Source organism: Streptococcus sp. 1559, assembly GCF_013276735.1.
Lineage (GTDB): Bacteria > Bacillota > Bacilli > Lactobacillales > Streptococcaceae > Streptococcus > Streptococcus pseudopneumoniae.
In genome coordinates this window covers 1-16,961 of record NZ_VMLO01000005.1, presented here as the reverse complement: position 1 = coordinate 16,961, position 16,961 = coordinate 1, and the positions used below count along the sequence as shown (strand labels likewise).

The window sequence follows — 16,961 nt, the reverse complement described above, 5'->3', positions numbered from 1 at the left end:
ATTATGACATGCTGATAAAAAAATCGTTAATTTATTATACAATATTCTTATCAAATATGAAAGGAGTTACAAAAATGAAAAATATTCAAGTGCGTAAAGTTATTGCTAAAACTGATATTAGCTGGGGTGTTTTCTAAATTTTGGGCACCTCTAAAAACTACCGGTTTTCTATGTTTAGTAACCAGAAAAGGTTGAAAAATTAGCATTTTAAAATTGAGTTTTTAGAGGAGTTCTTTTCTATTTATTCCTACTGTTGGAATTGAGTAGATAGGTTCACCATTTTCTTTCTACTTATTTCCATTTGTAATAGGAACTGGGAGTTGCAAGACGAGGATATATGATTTATAATCACCTCGTCTTCCTTTTTTAATAAAATAGTGAGGTTAAAATGAAATTCTATCATCCAAGAATAAAAGAAATATATCCTGTTTATAAACTTCATAAAAATTTATTTAGGATTGGGCTACAAATTGGTATAACCACAGAAATTAAGGATGATAATAATAAAATGTGGAATTTAGTCAATATTTTGGACGGACGTCCTTTTCAAGATATTCTCAATATCATACTAACAAAATATGATGATTTAACTGAAGAAGACATCACAGGCGCTCTTGAACTCTTAGATAATGAGGGGGTTCTCGAAGAAGCGGGCGAAATTCAGGATATTAAAGAACGTTATCATTCAAATATATATTATTTCAGTCGCTATTTAAATAGCTTCCAAGATAGTATTGCAACACAGAAAAAAATTCATCAGTCTACTATCCTTTTACTAGGTCTTGGTGGTGGGGGTTCTAACATACTGACATTACTAGCAGGCTTGGGACCTAAAAAGATAAAAATAGTGGATTTTGACATTGTTGAGCAAAGTAATCTAGGAAGACAATTTCTATACAAGGAAGATGATATTGGCTTATCTAAAGTTCAAATTGCCCATAGAGAAGTTACAAAAATGAATTCCGATATTGAAGTAGAAACCCATAATATACGTATCACCTCTGTAAGTGACTTGATTCCTTTACTTGATGATGTTGATATTACGATATGTGTGATTGATGAACCTCAATATGATATTCAACGTATCGTAAATAAAGCAATCGTTACAAAAAATATTCCCTGTATATTTGGCGCCAGTCAAGTTAGTCGTGGTCGTGTCTATTCAGTTATCCCTTACCAAACAGGCTGTTTTGATTGTTTAAATATTTATTATACAAAAATTGACACTCTATTCCTTGAACAATTCCACGGTGTTCGTACGATTACAAAAACAATCCCTACAATAGCCTATGGTCCAGCAATATTTCAACTGACTTCTGCCATTGTTGATGAAACTATCCGATTATTAACTCAATATACGGAACCAATTAGCCTTAACCATCAATACGAAATCAATTATGAAAACGGAGCCTCATTCACACACGATTCTTGGGGACGCTATCTTGATGAATGTCCAACATGCGGCACAGGTAAAGAAGACGATTGGGAAATTTTTTCTAAGTACGGAGAATTAAAGTTATGACAACTGCAAAACTCGTAATTGATAATTTGACTAAATCTTTTGATGGTCAGCACTTAGCCAATAATCATATTTCCTTAGAAATATCACCAGCAAAAATCACGGCTTTTTTGGGACACAATGGAGCTGGAAAATCTACTCTATTGAATCAAATGATTGGTTTTACTAAACCTGACCAAGGAGATATTTTGTATGGTGATATTTCTTTTATATACAATCGTAAACAAGCACGCACCTTAATTAGTTATATGTCTCAACAATATGCCCCACTCGACAAATTAACCGTAGAACAAAATTTAGAAATACTTGGAAAAATGCGAGGATTGAGTTCCCAAGAACTAGAAAAAACAATCAGCCAGCTTCTCACTGATTTAGAAATTGAAGACTATCGTTACAAAAAAGGTAAGGATCTTTCGGGCGGTCTCAAAAGACTAACTTCCTTCGCTATGACACTAATCGGTAGCTCAGACATCATTCTTCTTGACGAACCAACAAATGATGTTGACCCCATTCGTCGTGAAAAGCAATGGCAATTATTGCAAAAGTTAGCTAGCAAGGGGCATACCATTATTATCGTTACTCATAATCTTCTGGAGGTTGAAAAATATGCAGATAATTACGCCCTCTTTAATAATGGTAGATTGCTCAAATCAGGAAAGGTTAAGCAAATCATCCATGACAAACTGTATCAGATAAGCTTTGATTTTAAGACTAAAAGTATATTAGACAAAATAGAAGATTATACAATTATCAATGGTGTTAGTTGTCAATTAGAGATTGAGGAAAGAAGTCTAGCTCCATTGATAGCACAACTGACAGAAGAACTTGGTCAAAAAACAATTTCCAATCTCTCTCTTCATCAAAAAACATTGACTATTTCTGACCTTTATAGAGAGGAGCTAACCAACTAATATGACTCAATTTTTTTACTTACTTCATTGGAACTACTTGCGCCAAAAAGAGCTTTTCATCCTTTTTACACTAGCACAGCTCCTCTTATCCATTTCTCTTCTTTTTGGCTACCCTCTAGTTATTGGCGATATCGATTCGACTACTGCCTACTATCTTTCGTCTGGTTCTGTTTTAATTGGAATTATCTCCATGGGTTGTACAATTTCCTCCCCTGTTATAGCAAATGATAAGTTGGAAGGGCATTTTGATTATATTCGTGCCTTACCCATCCCTAGGATATTCATTTCTCTCGCTGACTTGTGGATGTGGTTAATTGCCATTTTGCCGGGAGTTTTTATTTCTATTCTACTTGGGTATGTCCGTTTTTCTGTTCGTCTCCATCCATCTTTTCTTGGTGTTTTTATTGTGCTTCTGATTTGTCTTACTATGATTAGTCTGGGATTTGCTATAGCCTACACCTTTTCTCCAAATACAGTAACCCTTATGTCGCAGCTAATTCTTATGATTGGACTCATGTTCTCACCACTCATGTATCCTGCAGATCGACTACCTGAGTGGGTAAACCATCTTTACCGTGCCCTCCCTTTCGTCCCTTCCTCAAATCTTCTGCGAGCCAGCCTTTACGACTACGGAAATGTCTCTCTATTGGACATGAGTATTCTCATTCTTTGGATTATGTCAACACAGTTAATTATTTTAAGAACTCTTCATAAAGAAAAATGATTGCTCCTAAAGCTTTTCTTATAGACTAAGCCAATAAAAAGAACCTTCATGACTATTCGAAAAGCTAAACAAGAAGATATTCCTAAATTACTCGATTTATTACAACAAATCCTTACGCTTCACCACCAAGCTCGACCAGATATTTTTAAGCAAACTGGGACTAAATATAGTTCCTCTGAGTTGCAAAATATTCTCTCTCAAGAACATACCCCTATTTTTGTTTTTGAAGATGAGAAGGGACAAGTTCTCGGACACCTATTTTGTACCATAAAAGATAAAACAGATAATCCTGTTCTCCAAGAAATCAAAACCCTTTTTATCAAAGATTTATGTGTAGATCAAAATGCTCGTGGTCAAAAAATTGGTAATCAACTCTATCAATTCGCTCTCAATTATGCTAAAGAAATTGGCTGCCATAATCTAACCCTAAGTGTCTGGAATGATAACGAGGGTGCTCTCCGCTTTTATCAAAGACAAGGGATGAAACCCCAAGAAACAACAATGGAAATGATAATTGATCAAGAAGTAATCTATAAAAAGATGTTAGAAAAAGTTCAATTTCACTAAAAATGAGAAAAATCTTCCCACAATAAAACGCATAGTATCAAGGTTTTCAATACCTGATACTATGCGTTTTTTCTGATTTTTAGGACTTTCTCCACAGCCGCTTTACTTAATCTTCTTGATACTTTGACTAAGAATAAATCCTACAATCATCCCTACCATATTTTGCATGAAATTTGGTAGAATTTCTGGTAGGGCTGCTGCCCAGCCATTCATCAATGTAGAACCCAAGGCGTAACCCCCTACCATGGCAATCGTTGCTAAGATAAGGCCTAACCACTGAGTTTTTCCTTTAAATCCTGCGAAAAATCCCTGCAATCCATGATTGACCAAGCTAAAGAACATCCATTGAGGATAGCCTGATAAGAGGTCAATCAAGAAACCTGCCAGTCCTCCGACTACAGCCCCTTCACGACTACCAAAGTAGAAGGCCGTAAAGAAGACACCCGCATCTAAAAGAGTTAGGATGCCTGTCGGTGTTGGGATTTTTAAGAAATAACCTAGAACCACAGAGAGGGCGGTTAATAGGGATACAAGGGCGATTTTAGTTGTTTTGGTTTGCTTCATATTGTCTTACTCCATACTGATCTGCTTGTGCAATGGCACGGTAAACGAAAGTCTTAGAGCTTTCTACTGCTGGTAAAAGTTCATCACCTTTAACCAAGCGACTGGCAATGCTAGAGGCAAAGGTACAACCTGCGCCAGCATTTTGCCCTTGGATGACAGGATTTTCTAGGACTGTAAAGTTTTGTCCGTCATAAAAGACATCTACAGCCTTGTCCTGACTAAGGCGATTGCCTCCCTTGATAATGACTGCTGGCGCTCCTAAGTCATGCAATTTCTGAGCTGCAGTTTTCATGTCTTCCAAGGTTTTAATTTCCTGACCAGCTAGTAATTCTGCTTCAGGAAGATTAGGCGTAATCACACTGACATGAGGGAAAAAGCGAATCAACTCTTGGCAGAGTTCACTGACAGCTACATCATGCGTTTCCTTACAGACCAAGACAGGATCCAAAACCACAGGCACTCCTGGACGTTGCTTGATAAAGTCCAAAGCCTTCTCAGCCACACTGACAGTTGGTAGAAGACCAATCTTAATCCCTGCAAATTCTACATCACGCAAGCTATCTAATTCATGTTGAAAAATGGTATCGTCAGTTGGAAAGACTTCAAAGCCCTTTTCCGTCAAGGCTGTCAAACAAGTCACTGCTACAAAGCCATGCAAGCCGTTCAAGGTATAGGTAGCCAAATCAGCTGACAAACCACCACCACTAAAAATATCATTCCCAGAAAGTGCTAAAATACGATTATTCTTCATAACGAATCTCCTTTAAATATAAACCATTTGGTGCTGCAGTGGGACCTGCAAGCTGCCTGTCCTTTTTCTCCAAGATGAGGTCAATCTGCTCTACTGGCATACGCTTGTTGCCGATTTTGAGCAGTGTCCCCACCATATTGCGAATCTGTTTATACAAGAAACCATTTCCTGAAAAGGTAAAAGTCAAAAACTGGCCTGTCTCATCAACCCTAAGACTGGCTTCTGTAATAGTGCGAACCTTATCCTCTACACTAGTCCCAGAGGCTGTAAAGCCAGTGAAATCATGGGTTCCTTCTAGCTTTTTGACGGCCTCCTGCATCCTCTCCACATCAAGTGGGTAAGGGAAGTGGGTGGCATAGTGACGGCGCATGGGATTTTTGGGACGTCCTCTATCCACGATAAACTCATAGGTCTTGCTATGCTTGGCATAACGGCAATGAAAATCATCTGCCACAAGCTCAATCGAAATCACATCAATATCTTCAGGAGACTGGGTATCCAAGGCAAAACGGAGTTTCTCCTCATCCATCTGATAAGGCAGGTCAAAATGAAGCACCTGTCCCAGAGCATGAACCCCACTATCTGTCCTACCAGCACCGTGAACAGTAATAGCTTGCCCTTTATTTAACCTGGTCAAGGTTTTTTCAATTTCTTCCTGAACGCTACGCGCATGAGGCTGGCGCTGAAAGCCAGCAAAGGCATAACCATCATAGGAAATAGTTGCTTTATATCTCGTCATAACCTCTATTTTATCAAGAAATTAGTCTGTAAACAAGGACCTAAAACAAATATTGTATGGGTATAAAAATCTCATACTCTTCGAAAATCTCTTCAAACCACGTCAGTTTCCATCTGCAACCTCAAAACACTATTTTGAGCAACCTGCGGCTAGCTTTCTATAGTAGATTGAAATAAGATATGAATAACTCTATTAGGAAAGTCAAATTAATTTCTAGAAATGTTTTAGCAGCTACAGCGTACTATTCCAAACTCAATCAACTATAGTTTGCTCTTTGATTTTCATTGAGTATCAAAAGAAAAACTTAGGAATCAATCCTAAGCTCTCTTTTGAAATAGGTACATGACAAAGATAGAGGTTACAATCAACCAACCTCCTAAGATGGCAAAGACCAGCATCCCATTGTGCGTTAGTAACCCTATTGCACCTAGAATGAATGGGGTCGTAAAAGCTCCGAAACTACAGCCTAAAACTGCAAATGAAGTTGCTTGATTGAGGAGTTTAGCTGGAATTCGTTCAGAGACAAGTTGAAAGACCGTCGTCAAGACTACACTATAGGCAAATCCAGCCAGAACACTTCCTGCTACTACCACCCACAAGGATGGAGACAAGGCAATCACGATTTGCCCCAAGCCAAATGTAATACCAGACCAGAGGAGCAGTTTCTCTTTAAAGATAGAAATCAAGAAAGAAAAACTCACTCCAGCCACAATCCCGATTAACTGCATGAGACTAAGAACAAAACTAGATAACTGGGCATCCCCCAATCCTCTTTCCACCATCAAACTTGGAATACGGATGGTAATAGCTGTATTGGTACAAACTACAGCTGCCGCTTCGATAGCTAGGGTAAAAATCAAGCCTTTCATTTCTCGAGTTAAACGACTTGCTTCCTTCGCTCTTTTCTTGACTTCTTTCTTTGATTTTCCATAAGGGACAAAGAGCAGATAAAGGGGCAGCACCAAAAATCCAGCACTATAGGCTAGAAAGATAGCTGTCCAACCAAAGGCCAACAACTGACCGACGGCCAAGGTAATGAGAGAAGCTCCAACGACCTCTGCAGAAGCGCGTAGCCCTAACATCTGAATTCGCCTTTTTCCTTGATAGCGTTCACTGATAATAGAAATGGCCTTGGCATTGATCATCCCAACACCTAAACCAAAAAGAAGCCGTGTCCCAAAGACAAAGGGATAGGCTTGGTACCAGAAGGGAGCTGTACCGCTCAATGATAAAATCAGCAAGCCCAAACTAATCTGTAAGCGCTCAGGAAATATTTTTTCTAAGAAACCATTTAGCAGTAACATCATCATGATTCCAAAGGAAGGCAAGCTCACCAAGAGCTCAATTTGTTCCTTAGAATAACCCTGATAATAGTCAAACATGGCTGGTAGGGCACTCGAAATGGAAAAGGAGGCAATCAAAACGAGGGAGAGAGCCAAAATGCTGGCCCGTTCTAAAAATTGTTTCATGAAATCTCTTTCTATATTTCTCTTAATCTTCTACTTTTTTGATAGTTATCAAAAAAGCAAGAAAAGAAGAAGCCTCATTGGTACACAGACTCCTTCTCAAACTCGAAAATGAATCCCTTGTGTCTTATACTCAATGAAAATNNAGGCTGCTCAAAACAGTGTGTTGAGGTTGCAGATGGAAACTGACGTAGTTTGAAGAGATTTTCGAAGAGTATTAGAATGACTTTCTCTTGATTTGCTTAATAAAGTAGAAGATAAATCCTGCTACCATATAGGCAACAAAGATAATCAGACACCACTTGAATACGACATCCCAACCCTTGTTCACATTTAAAAAGAAGTAAGGGAAAGGATTATCCTTGGCATTTGGAATATTGAGTTTTAGAACCAAGCCATTAAAAAGAGCAAACATCATATACAGCAAGGGTAAAATGGTCCACACTGCTGGATCCCAAATCTTATATTGACCCTGTTTGTCAAAAAAGAGGGTATCCGCTAAAAACCAGATGGGAACGATATAGTGGCAAAGGAAATTTTCTAGGGTATAGAAATTAGTCGCAATGGGCGCCAAGAGGAAATGGTAAATCACACAGGTAATCATGATACTCATGGTGACCCCACCTTTTAAGCGCAAGAGACTTGGCCTTTGCCAATTTTCACCTACACGGCTCATAACCTTTAGAAGATAAAGGGTAAAAATAGTTACCAAGAGGTTGGACAGAACCGTGTAATAGAGAAGCATCCCAAAACCACCATGCTTAGTAATTTCAAGATAAACTCCCGTAAAAGCCGCTAGAAACAAGAAGATACGGCTATAAAATACAAGTTTATAGTGTTTTGACATGCTTAAATCTTCCTCACAAACTCTGATTTGAGTTTCATGGCACCAAAACCATCAATCTTACAGTCGATATTGTGGTCGCCTTCTACGATGCGGATATTTTTCACGCGCGTCCCTTGTTTCAAATCTTTTGGCGCACCTTTTACTTTCAAGTCCTTGATGAGAGTTACTGTATCACCATCAGCCAATTTATTTCCGTTGGCATCGATAGCGACAAGACCTTCTTCTGCTTCTGCAACTTCAGCAGGATTCCACTCATGAGCACACTCTGGGCAAACCAGTAGGGCACCGTCTTCGTAGACATACTCTGAGTTACATTTTGGACAATTTGGTAAATTGTTCATAGTTTCTCCTTATCATCATTCACTATTCTTTGAAAATCAAAATTTCTCGAACAGCAACTATTATACCCTAAAATCAGCATTTTGACAAATTTAGAAAAAAACCGATATCCATCTATCGGCTTTTCTACATTTACATTCTTTTTTCAGCTTCTGATTTGATTTTTTCAACTACTTCTTGAATGTTCAAGCCAGTTGTATCAAGATAGACAGCGTCCTCTGCTTGTTTAAGAGGAGAAGTCTCCCGATGACTATCCTTGTAGTCACGCGCAGCAATTTCCTTTTTTAGGGTTTCAAGGTCTGTTTCAATTCCCTTGGCAATATTTTCCTTGTAACGGCGCCCTGCTCTCTCATCAACAGAAGCTACTAGGAAAATTTTCAATTCTGCTTGTGGCAATACAACAGTTCCAATATCGCGACCATCCATGACAATCCCACCTTGCTGGGCAATTTCTTGTTGGAGAGAAACTAGTTTCTCACGCACTTGAGGAATTGCTGCAATAGCAGAAACATGATTGGTCACTTCATTTTCACGGATAGGATGGGTAATATCCACATCTCCTACAAAAACAAGCTGGTCTCCAGTTTCTGAACGTCCAAAGCTGATTGGATGCTGGTCCAACAAGGTTAGAAGGGCTTCGACTTCTTCAACTCCTAATTGGTTCTTAAGAGCCATATAGGTCGCTGCACGATACATAGCTCCTGTATCAAGGTAGGTGAATCCAAAATCCTTAGCAATAATCTTTGCGACCGTACTCTTACCGCTGGAAGCAGGACCATCAATAGCAATTTGAATTGTTTTCATATCGGCTCCTATTTTATTTTTATAACATCACCTGGATTAGCAAACCAAGATCCTGTAGCCATGTGCCCAGGATTCAAGGCCTCTAACTGAGCAATGGAGATTCCTGCACGAGCGGCAATAGCTGCTTCCCCTTCTCCTGCGAGAACTTTAATCGTTCCTTCAGGATTAGCAGCTTCTTCTGAACTACTAGAAGTAGATTCTGGCTCTGAACTCTGCTCAGGCTGAGAACTGCTTGAAGATGAGATTTGTACTACACTTGCATCAGAATCATGAAAGTCTTTTAAGGCTGCTGTGCGATTACTCCCCCCCGATGATAGATAGATGAGAACGATGACCATCACCACCACAATTACAAAGAAAATACTAGCTAGGATCGTCAAAATACGATTAGCCATCCTATCAGCCCCTCCGTGGTTTCGATGCCGACGCTCTGCTCTTGCTTCTTCTTGATCATAAATATCTTCTTGCCACGGTTCTTTTGCCATACCTTACTCCTTGTTTTTTTTTACTTTTCTTATTACAATATAAATATGAACATGAAAATCACACTTATACCTGAACGATGCATCGCCTGTGGGCTTTGCCAAACTTATTCTGACTTATTTGATTACCACGATAATGGAATCGTGCGTTTTTACGATAATCCTGACCAACTGGAAAAAGAAATTTCTCCTAGTCAGGATGTCTTAGAGGCTGTTAGAAACTGTCCGACACGTGCCTTGATTAAAGATCAACACTAATCTCTCATAGTAAATTGACAAGAACGTTTCACTCTTTCTAGTTTAGCATATTTCCATGTAAAATTATAGTCTTTTCACTTTATTTTTTTCTGTAAAATCAGGAAGATCACTTTTTTCTTTAACGAGATAAAGTGGTCTTTTTTTAGTCTCCAGATAAATCTTACTGCAACTTATAATCTAAATTCCTCAATGAGAATAGACTTCTACCATTCTATTTCCTTTACCCTTTTTACAAATTCATTCCACTCTCGTCTACAATCTTTAGATAGGCATATATCCGTATAATTGAACGATAAATCTTTAATATTCTTCCACCAATCAAAAGAATTTCCCGCTTCTTCTGTTTCTATTCTTTTGTTAACTACTTCAACAATTGTATTATCTATCTCTTCCTTGTCATCTAAACTTAGAAATCTCCATTCAATTCCATTTGTATAAATTACTTTTTTATACCATAAAAGGTCTCCAATAAGTTGTCCCATCTCTCCAGTTATATGTTCAAAACTGTTCGATATGGTTGATTTGATTTTTTCCTCTGTAATTAAACTATAATTTAAATTCTTAACTTCCACGCATCCTCGAAGTTCCTTCCATTCTTCAATTTTTATACTTTTCCTAGATTTGTTTTCATAAGTCTTATCTAAAATAACTATATCAGGAAAATTACTTAGACCATAATAAATTTGTCCCAAACCCCTTCTTTGTCTTCCGAAGACATATCTTTTTGATAAACTATCTTTTAAAGTTGGCTTAATTATATCAGCAACTAAAGGATACAGTTCAACCTCTACATAATTTTGTTTCTTTATTAGCCCGATTTCTTCAGTATAATCCTCTTTACTTAGCATAAAATAACCCTCCTGAATGTTTTATTTATTAAGTTATCGTCTTTGCAGTAAATTTATTCCACATAGTTCATTTATATCATGTCAAATCCCTAATTTTTTTAAAAATCACTCAAGTTCCAGACCAAAAGAATTATAATTACAAAAAAGTGACTGCGCCAGATAATTCCTACTTTTTCATGATCTATGATAACTTTTTTCTTTGATAAGATAAAGTGGTCTTTTTTTAGTCTCCAAATAAATCTTACTGATATATTTACCGAGAATCCCAATAGTCAAGAGTTGAATGCCTCCAAGAAAGAGAATAACAGCCATCAGAGAGGTCCAACCAGATGTCGGATTGCCCAAGATAAGGGTCCGAAACACCACAAAAACAGTCATCACAAAAGAAATAAAACAAGATAGGAGTCCCGCCACAAAGGCGATAATCAGGGGAAAATCTGAAAAATTAACAATCCCTTCAATGGAGTAGAAAAAAAGTTGCCTCAAACTCCAACTGGTCTTGCCAGCCTGCCTTTCGACATTTGGATAGTCCAAATAGTAGGTTTTGAAACCCACCCAGGCGAAGAGCCCCTTTGAAAAACGATTGGACTCGGTCAAGCTTAAAATGGCATCGACTACAGACCGTCTCATCATGCGAAAATCACGGACACCTGATGGCAGGGCTACTGGACTAATTTTTTGCATAAGGCGGTAAAAGAGATTAGCACAAAAACTGCGAAAGAAGGGTTCTCCCTCCCGACTAGTTCTCCGTGTTCCAACACAGTCCAAATCTGCATTCTGGTCTAGTAAGTTTTTCATCTCAAGCAACATACTAGGAGGATCTTGGAGGTCTGCATCCATCACCACCACCAAATCTCCTGTCGCATATTGCAAGCCTGCATAAAGGGCTGCTTCTTTGCCAAAATTTCGAGAGAAAGAAAGATAATGCACTGCCGGATTTTGCTCCCGATAGGCCTTTAAAAGTTCCAAGGTTCCATCGTTCGATCCATCCTCGACAAAGACATACTCGATTTCTGTTTCCAAATCTGGAATCAAATCTTCCAGAGCCTGATAAAAAAGAGGAAGTACTTCCTCTTCGTTTAAGCAGGGGACAATGATTGACATCACCATCTTAGTCTTCAAATCCATTTGGATGCTTGCTTTGCCAACGCCATGTATCTTCACACATTTGGGTGATGCCGAGTTCTGCTTCCCAGCCTAGTTCTGCTTTGGCTTTTGCAGGATCTGAATAGCAGGCTGCGATATCCCCTGGGCGACGGTCTACGATGCGGTAAGGAATTGGGCGTCCCACTGCTTTTTCCATATTTTGGATAATTTCAAGAACTGAGTAGCCTTTACCTGTTCCAAGGTTATAAACGTTTAGGCCTGAACCTTTTTGGATTTTTTTCAGAGCTGCGACGTGACCTTTAGCCAAATCGACAACGTGGATATAGTCACGAACACCAGTTCCATCTTCGGTATCGTAATCGTCTCCAAACACTTGCACTTGCTCTAATTTCCCAACAGCTACTTGAGTCACATATGGCAAGAGGTTGTTTGGAATACCGTTTGGATTTTCTCCTAGGTCTCCACTTTCATGGGCTCCGATTGGGTTGAAATAACGAAGCAAGACCACATTCCATTCTGAGTCTGCCTTGTAGATATCTATCAAAACTTCCTCTAGCATGAGCTTGGTACGACCGTATGGATTGGTCACTGAAAGTGGGAAATCTTCCAGGATTGGCACTGTATGAGGATCCCCGTAAACTGTCGCAGAAGAACTGAAAATGATGTTCTTACAGTTGGCTTCTTCCATAGCTTTCAAAAGGCTAAGAGTTCCTGCGATATTGTTGTCATAGTAGGCAAGAGGAATACGAGTAGATTCTCCAACAGCCTTCAAGCCAGCAAAGTGAATGACCCCTGTTGGTTCTTCTTGTTTGAAAATGTCACGAAGAGTATCTATATCACGGATATCTGCCTCATAGAAAGGTACTTCAACTCCTGTAATTCTCTCAACAACTTCTAAACTTTTGCGATTGCTGTTGACAAGGTTATCCACCACAACAACCTGATGACCTGCTTGGATTAACTCAATAACAGTGTGGGTTCCGATAAAACCTGCTCCACCCGTTAGCAAAATCTTTTCTTGCATCTTAATTCCTCGATTCTCGGATTATTTTTTCTTATTTTACCATTTTTGATAGGGAATGTCATTTGCCATCCTAGAGGGTAAGATAAAATTTCAGTAAAATGCTTATACTCTTCGAAAATCTCTTCAAACAACGTCAGCTTCGCCTTGCCATGGGTATGGTTACTGACTTCGTCAGTTCCATCCACAACCTCAAAACAGTGTTTTGAGCAGCCCGCTGCTAGTTTCCTAGTTTGTTTTTTGATTTTCATTGAGTATTATTCGCTTTTTACCGGTTTGACATAGTTTTCAATTGGGTAGTTTTCAGGGTTCAAAGTCAACTCCTTGCCTTTGACCAATTGAGCTAGGTGGTAACCAATAATAGGACCAGTTGTGAGGCCTGATGAACCTAGTCCACTAGCAGCGTAGACACCTGCCAATTCTGGCACTTGCCCAAAGAAAGGAGAGAAATCACTAGTATAGGCACGGATTCCCACACGCTCAGCCCTTGAAGTCGCTCTAGCTAAAACTGGATAGTGAGGTAAGGCTGCCTCCTCCATTTGCTGGAGCAAGATTTCATCTACCGTCAAATCAAATCCCATATCATTTTCATGGGTAGCACCTAGGGACAATTTACCACCTGCAAAAGGAATCAAATCCCATTCCCCTTCTGGCATGACAACAGGGTAAAATTCCATGTCTTGGGCCAGCTGATAATCTCGGAGCTGTCCTTTCTGAGGACGGACATCCACAGCATAACCCAAGGGTTCTAACATATCCCCCAACCAAGCTCCCGTCGCCAAAATAACCTGCTCAAACTCCTCTTCACCAATCTGGTAGCCTGATGCTAACGGTGTCAGAGTCACTTTTTCTTTGACCAGCTTGACATGACTGGATTCCAGCAAACGAGTCACTAAAAGTTGGCCATCTACTCTCGCTCCACCAGAAGCATAGAGCAGACGGTCAAATCCCTGCAAACCAGGGAATAATTCATTAGATGATGCTTGGTCCAGAATGGCTAATTGCCCTATCAAGGGAGATTCTTCTCTGCGCTGGAGGGCTAATTCATAGAGTTCTTCCAACTTGGATTCATCCTTTTTCAGGAGAAAGACTCCCGAACGATGGTAAAAGTCGATTTCTTGCCCTGATTTCTCTAAATCAGCTAATAAATCCACATAAAAATCAGCCCCTAAGCGCGCCATTTTGTACCAAGCTTTATTGCGGCGTTTGGAAAACCAAGGACTGATAATTCCTGCTGCAGCCTTGGTAGCCTGACCTTGTCCATGGTCAAAGACGGCTACCTCTAGGTCACTTTCTTTCGAGAGGTAGTAGGCAGCTGTTGTCCCCACAATTCCTGCTCCAATAATGGCAACTTTTTTCATTGTTATAATTTATTCCTTTTGTTTCACTCAAGGCACAACACAGAATAAAAAAGTTTTGTGCCCTTTATTTTGTTTTATACTAGACCTCCATACTATCTTATTCTTTCCAATAATTATCTATCTAAGAGATTATCCTATTCTTAATTGTCAATAAGTTCACCCAGTCCTCTGGAAGACCGTAGTGTCTCAAATCAACTTGTTCTCTACTTCCTTCTTCTAGTAAATTTTGTATTTTTTATTCCAAAAATTCTGGGTTTCTAGGGACATGGACAAAATAAGATGTCTCATTGCTATAAAATAAATAAATAATGTCTTATCATCATTCTCTGAGTTTGTCTCCAATAACTCCTTATCAGAATGATGAAGAGCAGGTAAGGTATGGTGTAAGCGTTCATATAATCTGCCATTATATGAGCATATATTTCTAAGATATCGAAGTGCATTACACCAGGACAATAAGATTTTAGCTGGAATTTTATCATCCTTATACAAGAGCAAACTAATATAAGCAGCAACCTTATTTCGATAACCTGGTTGTAAGGCGACAAGAAATGATGATATATTTCCAAATGTCATTAAACGAAAAACAGTCCAAGGCAACACAACACCATATTGTCTAATCTGATTCTTTACTATGGAATCATCTTGTTTTTCAAAAATAAACCGCGATAAATGATACTTTGTTTTCAAGACAGTATCCTGACGTTTAGGGTTATCCTTGCAGTATTTAGATTGTTCAGAAAAATATAAATCATCGTCTTCAAAAATATAAATAGTTTTTTGGTATCCAAGCGTCAGAGCATCAGCGGTACTCTTTTTCAAAAAGACTTCAATTCTCTCCAATATTTCTTGAAGGAAATTTCTAAGGTAACTATCAAATAAGTAGGCTTACTTAGCTAAAATATACTGACGATTAACCAATTTACCATAAATCTACGCAATCCTTTTTATAAAATTCATCATCAACATTATATGAAAAATCCCAATGAGATTTATCTTTCATATGTTGATACAATTCTTCTTCTGTCAGTGCAGGTTCAATCGCCATTTTTAACGTAGTAGGTGCTAACACAGGATTATAAACTAATCGTATTTTATCAACTATATCAATATTTCAAGGAATATATTCCTTGAAATTTGTTAATTCAAATATGGCAACATTCATTCTAACAGTCTCCACTATATGAAAAAAGGTCACCTAGTTATACATTGCTGTACCTTTGATGACTTCTAATCTACCTAGATTATACCACAATAATCCCTATTAATCAATAGAAATATTTTTTAAGTGTAGTATATTGAGCCTAGAATAGTAGGCTACGGATTCTAAAATATTTCTAGAAATTAATTTGACTTTCTCAATCTCTTTGTTCATATCTTATTTCAATCTACTATATATGATATACGTATGGTTGGTTATGGAGAGCACAATCATCTGACAAAACCAAGTGATAGAGAGCGCTTACATCAACTCCTAAAGAAAGATGGATAGAAAGACGCTTTTCAACTTCTTTCTATCCATTACTTCCTTCAAGAGTCCACACCAGCAATTTTCAGTTCCATTTCATGAACTATCTTACTTGTTTCGTGTTTCTTCTTTATCTTACTCTACCATCAAAGACTTCTACTTGTACTAGAGGAGGAAGCATTCCCATTTAAAAGACGGTGTCCTGTTCCCAGAACCACTTCCCCACTAGAAGCTGGTATATTCCCACTACAGGTTTGCGACTAACTTTTCCTATCGTCATTATCCAGCAATGTAGTAACTTCTATGGTCGCCTGCGATATTTCAACATGTCGCTTATCTTAGCTGAGCAAGAATCGCTTTGAGTTTCTCAATCAACTCGTCTTCTGTGTGGTCAGACTCTTTCTCATTGGCTAGGAAAGCAACTGCTTGAGCGAGAGCTTCTCGTGCTTGGTCGAGAACTTTCGTATCCACATTTGTAGAATCCAATTCTGCTTCAAGCTTGCTTAGTTCCTTGACCAATTTCTTGAGTTCTGACTCTTTCTTACGACGCGCGATGAGGAAGAGAAGGAGCCCAAGAAGGGCAAGTAGACTGCCAATCATTACTACATATGAAAATTCAGTAGTTGTCTGACTATCGTCTTTCATCTGATCTTTTTCTTGATTTTGCTGGTCTTCTTTCACACCTTTTAAGGAGTCTATTACCTCTCTCACTCTTCTAACAATATCACGCAAATCGGACTCTGTCAAACTTTCGTCATTAAGAGCTTGTTTAATCTCTGTAAGAAGAGCTTTAGCTGACTCAAGCATTGTACTATCTATATCATCCAAATCTTTCAAACGACTTTCCAATCCTTCAACCAATCGAGCAAGCTCAGACTTGTCAACAGGACGAGTCTCGTTAGGAGTCACTGTAGTTCCTGAATTGTTTGGAGTGCTTGTAGAAACTGGCGTTTCTTGAGTCGAAGTGCTTGCTTGTGCCTGTCCAACAGTAGACGATGGAGTAGTAAGGGTCGTATTGCTACTATTGTCAATTGTCACACCAGGGGCTGGAGTATTGCCTCTGTTATCTGGTGTCACACTGTTGCTATTGCTGCCAGCAGGGTTGGTAGTAGCTCCATTGTTGGTGTTGCCACTGTTGCTAGTATCAGTACTATTATTACCAGATTTTTTCTCTACGGTTTCTGT

General features: G+C 38.7%; 21 protein-coding genes and 1 pseudogene. 5 read left to right on the top strand and 17 right to left on the bottom strand.

The window, feature by feature from the left end:
- Nucleotides 1-388 precede the first annotated feature (388 nt).
- Genes HT688_RS01450 through HT688_RS01435 form a run of 4 tightly spaced genes read left to right on the top strand, consistent with a single transcriptional unit; the run spans nucleotide 389 to nucleotide 3,721 of the window.
- The gene (locus HT688_RS01450) at nucleotides 389-1,522 is read left to right on the top strand and encodes a ThiF family adenylyltransferase (RefSeq protein WP_000675233.1); all 1,134 of its coding nucleotides are present in this window, start codon (nucleotides 389-391) and stop codon (nucleotides 1,520-1,522) included.
- Nucleotides 1,519-2,430, top strand: coding sequence for an ABC transporter ATP-binding protein (locus HT688_RS01445; RefSeq protein WP_000205301.1), 912 nt, complete (start codon nucleotides 1,519-1,521; stop codon nucleotides 2,428-2,430). The genes HT688_RS01450 and HT688_RS01445 overlap by 4 nt, the downstream gene beginning before the upstream one ends.
- A 1-nt stretch (nucleotide 2,431) precedes the next feature.
- Nucleotides 2,432-3,154, top strand: coding sequence for an ABC transporter permease (locus HT688_RS01440; protein ID WP_000191422.1), 723 nt, complete (start codon nucleotides 2,432-2,434; stop codon nucleotides 3,152-3,154).
- 48 nt (nucleotides 3,155-3,202) lie between these two features.
- Nucleotides 3,203-3,721 carry a GNAT family N-acetyltransferase gene (locus HT688_RS01435; protein ID WP_000155489.1) on the top strand — a complete coding sequence of 173 codons (519 nt, stop codon included), beginning with the start codon at nucleotides 3,203-3,205 and terminating at the stop codon, nucleotides 3,719-3,721.
- A 102-nt stretch (nucleotides 3,722-3,823) separates the two neighbouring features.
- Here the strand turns inward: HT688_RS01435 and HT688_RS01430 are convergent, their stop codons facing one another.
- From HT688_RS01430 to HT688_RS01395, 8 genes are all read right to left on the bottom strand, one after another.
- Nucleotides 3,824-4,285, bottom strand: a complete 462-nt coding sequence (locus HT688_RS01430; protein WP_000814989.1) for an ECF transporter S component — start codon at nucleotides 4,283-4,285, stop codon at nucleotides 3,824-3,826.
- The gene (locus HT688_RS01425; protein WP_000794760.1) at nucleotides 4,263-5,036 is read right to left on the bottom strand and encodes a bifunctional hydroxymethylpyrimidine kinase/phosphomethylpyrimidine kinase; all 774 of its coding nucleotides are present in this window, start codon (nucleotides 5,034-5,036) and stop codon (nucleotides 4,263-4,265) included. The genes HT688_RS01430 and HT688_RS01425 overlap by 23 nt, the downstream gene beginning before the upstream one ends.
- Entirely contained in the window at nucleotides 5,026-5,775 is a 750-nt protein-coding gene (truA, locus tag HT688_RS01420; RefSeq protein ID WP_000199191.1) for a tRNA pseudouridine(38-40) synthase TruA, read from the bottom strand. Before truA ends, HT688_RS01425 begins: the two co-directional genes overlap by 11 nt.
- A 317-nt stretch (nucleotides 5,776-6,092) precedes the next feature.
- Nucleotides 6,093-7,244, bottom strand: a complete 1,152-nt coding sequence (locus tag HT688_RS01415; RefSeq protein ID WP_000808686.1) for an MFS transporter — start codon at nucleotides 7,242-7,244, stop codon at nucleotides 6,093-6,095.
- A 214-nt stretch (nucleotides 7,245-7,458) separates the two neighbouring features.
- Complete coding sequence (locus HT688_RS01410) at nucleotides 7,459-8,088, bottom strand: Pr6Pr family membrane protein (protein WP_000033949.1); 630 nt, start codon at nucleotides 8,086-8,088, stop codon at nucleotides 7,459-7,461.
- A 2-nt stretch (nucleotides 8,089-8,090) separates the two neighbouring features.
- Complete coding sequence (locus HT688_RS01405; RefSeq protein WP_001061585.1) at nucleotides 8,091-8,429, bottom strand: zinc ribbon domain-containing protein YjdM; 339 nt, start codon at nucleotides 8,427-8,429, stop codon at nucleotides 8,091-8,093.
- A 130-nt stretch (nucleotides 8,430-8,559) separates the two neighbouring features.
- Nucleotides 8,560-9,231 (bottom strand): (d)CMP kinase, encoded by a 672-nt coding sequence (gene cmk / locus HT688_RS01400; RefSeq protein ID WP_000849384.1) that lies wholly within the window; start codon nucleotides 9,229-9,231, stop codon nucleotides 8,560-8,562.
- Between the two features lie 8 nt (nucleotides 9,232-9,239).
- Nucleotides 9,240-9,716 (bottom strand): SAG1386/EF1546 family surface-associated protein, encoded by a 477-nt coding sequence (locus tag HT688_RS01395; protein ID WP_001040899.1) that lies wholly within the window; start codon nucleotides 9,714-9,716, stop codon nucleotides 9,240-9,242.
- 51 nt (nucleotides 9,717-9,767) lie between these two features.
- Here HT688_RS01395 and HT688_RS01390 point away from each other — a divergent pair, with 51 nt between their 5' ends.
- The gene (locus HT688_RS01390; RefSeq protein WP_161802646.1) at nucleotides 9,768-9,971 is read left to right on the top strand and encodes a ferredoxin; all 204 of its coding nucleotides are present in this window, start codon (nucleotides 9,768-9,770) and stop codon (nucleotides 9,969-9,971) included.
- Nucleotides 9,972-10,034: 63 nt separating this feature from the next.
- On the opposite strand, the pseudogene HT688_RS01385 reads toward HT688_RS01390, so the two are convergent.
- The 9 genes and pseudogenes from HT688_RS01385 to HT688_RS01350 all read right to left on the bottom strand — a co-directional run.
- Nucleotides 10,035-10,136 (bottom strand): annotated as a pseudogene (locus HT688_RS01385) (group 2 glycosyl transferase); the annotation flags it as partial.
- Nucleotides 10,137-10,174: 38 nt separating this feature from the next.
- Entirely contained in the window at nucleotides 10,175-10,819 is a 645-nt protein-coding gene (locus HT688_RS01380; protein ID WP_000949237.1) for a hypothetical protein, read from the bottom strand.
- A gap of 174 nt (nucleotides 10,820-10,993) precedes the next feature.
- Nucleotides 10,994-11,929 carry a glycosyltransferase family 2 protein gene (locus HT688_RS12250; protein ID WP_025172079.1) on the bottom strand — a complete coding sequence of 312 codons (936 nt, stop codon included), beginning with the start codon at nucleotides 11,927-11,929 and terminating at the stop codon, nucleotides 10,994-10,996.
- Between the two features lies 1 nt (nucleotide 11,930).
- A complete protein-coding gene (gene galE, locus HT688_RS01370; RefSeq protein ID WP_101514716.1) occupies nucleotides 11,931-12,950 on the bottom strand; it encodes a UDP-glucose 4-epimerase GalE in 1,020 nt (339 codons plus the stop codon).
- On the bottom strand, nucleotides 12,929-13,198 hold the full coding sequence (locus HT688_RS01365) for a hypothetical protein (protein WP_000694299.1): 270 nt from the start codon (nucleotides 13,196-13,198) through the stop codon (nucleotides 12,929-12,931). The genes galE and HT688_RS01365 overlap by 22 nt, the downstream gene beginning before the upstream one ends.
- A 6-nt stretch (nucleotides 13,199-13,204) precedes the next feature.
- Nucleotides 13,205-14,308 carry an NAD(P)/FAD-dependent oxidoreductase gene (locus HT688_RS01360; RefSeq protein WP_000754685.1) on the bottom strand — a complete coding sequence of 368 codons (1,104 nt, stop codon included), beginning with the start codon at nucleotides 14,306-14,308 and terminating at the stop codon, nucleotides 13,205-13,207.
- Between the two features lie 216 nt (nucleotides 14,309-14,524).
- Complete coding sequence (locus tag HT688_RS11615) at nucleotides 14,525-15,151, bottom strand: Abi family protein (protein WP_007284783.1); 627 nt, start codon at nucleotides 15,149-15,151, stop codon at nucleotides 14,525-14,527.
- A 79-nt stretch (nucleotides 15,152-15,230) separates the two neighbouring features.
- On the bottom strand, nucleotides 15,231-15,380 hold the full coding sequence (locus tag HT688_RS11610; protein ID WP_155246446.1) for a hypothetical protein: 150 nt from the start codon (nucleotides 15,378-15,380) through the stop codon (nucleotides 15,231-15,233).
- Nucleotides 15,381-16,109: 729 nt separating this feature from the next.
- On the bottom strand, nucleotides 16,110-16,961 hold an 852-nt coding region (locus HT688_RS01350; protein ID WP_188108548.1), incomplete at its 5' end, for a hypothetical protein.